At 52.3% G+C, this 2,924-nt stretch carries 1 rRNA gene; it reads left to right on the top strand.

Going from position 1 to position 2,924, the window contains the following annotated elements:
- Positions 1 to 2,923 (top strand): 23S ribosomal RNA (locus ACTXGU_RS22155); the annotation flags it as partial.
- Position 2,924: the final 1 nt, after the last annotated feature.

Here is a 2,924-nt window from a genome sequence, read left to right as displayed (position 1 = left end):
AAGGGCGCACGGTGGATGCCTTGGCACTAGGAGCCGATGAAGGACGGGACTAACACCGATATGCTTCGGGGAGCTGTAAGTAAGCTTTGATCCGGAGATTTCCGAATGGGGGAACCCTCTATCCGTAATGGGATAGAATCTTTACCTGAATACATAGGGTACTGAAGGCAGACCCGGGGAACTGAAACATCTAAGTACCCGGAGGAAGAGAAAGCAAACGCGATTCCCTGAGTAGCGGCGAGCGAAACGGGATTAGCCCAAACCAAGAGGCTTGCCTCTTGGGGTTGTAGGACACTCTACATGGAGTTACAAAGGAACGGGGTAGACGAATAGGTCTGGAAAGGCCAGTCATAGAAGGTAAAAACCCTGTAGTTGAAACTTCGTTCCCTCCTGAGTGGATCCTGAGTACGGCGGGACACGTGAAATCCCGTCGGAAGCAGGGAGGACCATCTCCCAAGGCTAAATACTCCCTAGTGACCGATAGTGAACCAGTACCGTGAGGGAAAGGTGAAAAGCACCCCGGAAGGGGAGTGAAATAGATCCTGAAACCGTGTGCCTACAAGTAGTTAGAGCCCTTTTATGGGTGATAGCGTGCCTTTTGTAGAATGAACCGGCGAGTTACGATTACATGCGAGGTTAAGTTGAAGAGACGGAGCCGCAGCGAAAGCGAGTCTGAATAGGGCGTAATAGTATGTGGTCGTAGACCCGAAACCAGGTGATCTACCCATGTCCAGGGTGAAGTCCAGGTAACACTGGATGGAGGCCCGAACCCACGCACGTTGAAAAGTGCGGGGATGAGGTGTGGGTAGCGGAGAAATTCCAATCGAACTTGGAGATAGCTGGTTCTCTCCGAAATAGCTTTAGGGCTAGCCTCAAGATAAAGAGTATTGGAGGTAGAGCACTGTTTGGACTAGGGGCCCCCATCGGGTTACCGAATTCAGACAAACTCCGAATGCCAAATACTTATGCTTGGGAGTCAGACTGCGAGTGATAAGATCCGTAGTCAAGAGGGAAACAGCCCAGACCACCAGCTAAGGTCCCAAAGTATACGTTAAGTGGAAAAGGATGTGGAGTTGCTTAGACAACCAGGATGTTGGCTTAGAAGCAGCCACCATTTAAAGAGTGCGTAATAGCTCACTGGTCGAGTGACTCTGCGCCGAAAATGTACCGGGGCTAAACGTATCACCGAAGCTGTGGATTGACATCGTAGATGTCAGTGGTAGGAGAGCGTTCTAAGGGCGTTGAAGCTAGACCGTAAGGACTGGTGGAGCGCTTAGAAGTGAGAATGCCGGTATGAGTAGCGAAAGATGAGTGAGAATCTCATCCACCGAATGCCTAAGGTTTCCTGAGGAAGGCTCGTCCACTCAGGGTTAGTCGGGACCTAAGCCGAGGCTGAAGAGCGTAGGCGATGGACAACAGGTTGATATTCCTGTACCACCTTATGAACCGTTTGAGTAATGGGGGGACGCAGGAGGATAGGGTAAGCGTGCTGTTGGATTAGCACGTCCAAGCAGTTAGGCCGGCAACGAGGCAAATCCCGTTGCCATAAGGCGGAGCTGTGACGGCGAGGGAAATATAGTACCGAAGTTCCTGATTCCACACTGCCAAGAAAAGCCTCTAGCGAGGTTCAAGGTGCCCGTACCGCAAACCGACACAGGTAGGCGAGGAGAGAATCCTAAGGTGAGCGAGAGAACTCTCGTTAAGGAACTCGGCAAAATGACCCCGTAACTTCGGGAGAAGGGGTGCTCTTTTGGGTGAATAGCCTAGAAGAGCCGCAGTGAATAGGCCCAGGCGACTGTTTAGCAAAAACACAGGTCTCTGCGAAGCCGTAAGGCGAAGTATAGGGGCTGACACCTGCCCGGTGCTGGAAGGTTAAGAGGAGGGGTTAGCAGCAATGCGAAGCTCTGAATTGAAGCCCCAGTAAACGGCGGCCGTAACTATAACGGTCCTAAGGTAGCGAAATTCCTTGTCGGGTAAGTTCCGACCCGCACGAAAGGTGTAACGATCTGGGCACTGTCTCAACGAGAGACTCGGTGAAATTATAGTACCTGTGAAGATGCAGGTTACCCGCGACAGGACGGAAAGACCCCGTGGAGCTTTACTGTAGCCTGATATTGAATTTTGGTACAGCTTGTACAGGATAGGTAGGAGCCTTGGAAGCCGGAGCGCTAGCTTCGGTGGAGGCATTGGTGGGATACTACCCTGGCTGTATTGACATTCTAACCCGCGCCCCTTATCGGGGCGGGAGACAGTGTCAGGTGGGCAGTTTGACTGGGGCGGTCGCCTCCTAAAAAGTAACGGAGGCGCCCAAAGGTTCCCTCAGAATGGTTGGAAATCATTCGTAGAGTGTAAAGGCACAAGGGAGCTTGACTGCGAGACCTACAAGTCGAGCAGGGACGAAAGTCGGGCTTAGTGATCCGGTGGTTCCGCATGGAAGGGCCATCGCTCAACGGATAAAAGCTACCCCGGGGATAACAGGCTTATCTCCCCCAAGAGTCCACATCGACGGGGAGGTTTGGCACCTCGATGTCGGCTCATCGCATCCTGGGGCTGTAGTCGGTCCCAAGGGTTGGGCTGTTCGCCCATTAAAGCGGTACGCGAGCTGGGTTCAGAACGTCGTGAGACAGTTCGGTCCCTATCCGTCGTGGGCGTAGGAAATTTGAGAGGAGCTGTCCTTAGTACGAGAGGACCGGGATGGACGCACCGCTGGTGTACCAGTTGTCTTGCCAAAGGCATAGCTGGGTAGCTATGTGCGGAAGGGATAAGTGCTGAAAGCATCTAAGCATGAAGCCCCCCTCGAGATGAGATTTCCCATAGCATTAGCTAGTAAGATCCCTGAAAGATGATCAGGTTGATAGGTTTGAGGTGGAAGCGTGGCGACACGTGGAGCTGACAAATACTAATAGATCGAGGACTTAACTAAA

It is taken from the genome of Niallia sp. 01092 (genome assembly GCF_052318935.1).
Taxonomy (GTDB): Bacteria; Bacillota; Bacilli; order Bacillales; family Cytobacillaceae; genus Niallia.
This window is presented reverse-complemented; position numbering and strand designations above follow the sequence as displayed.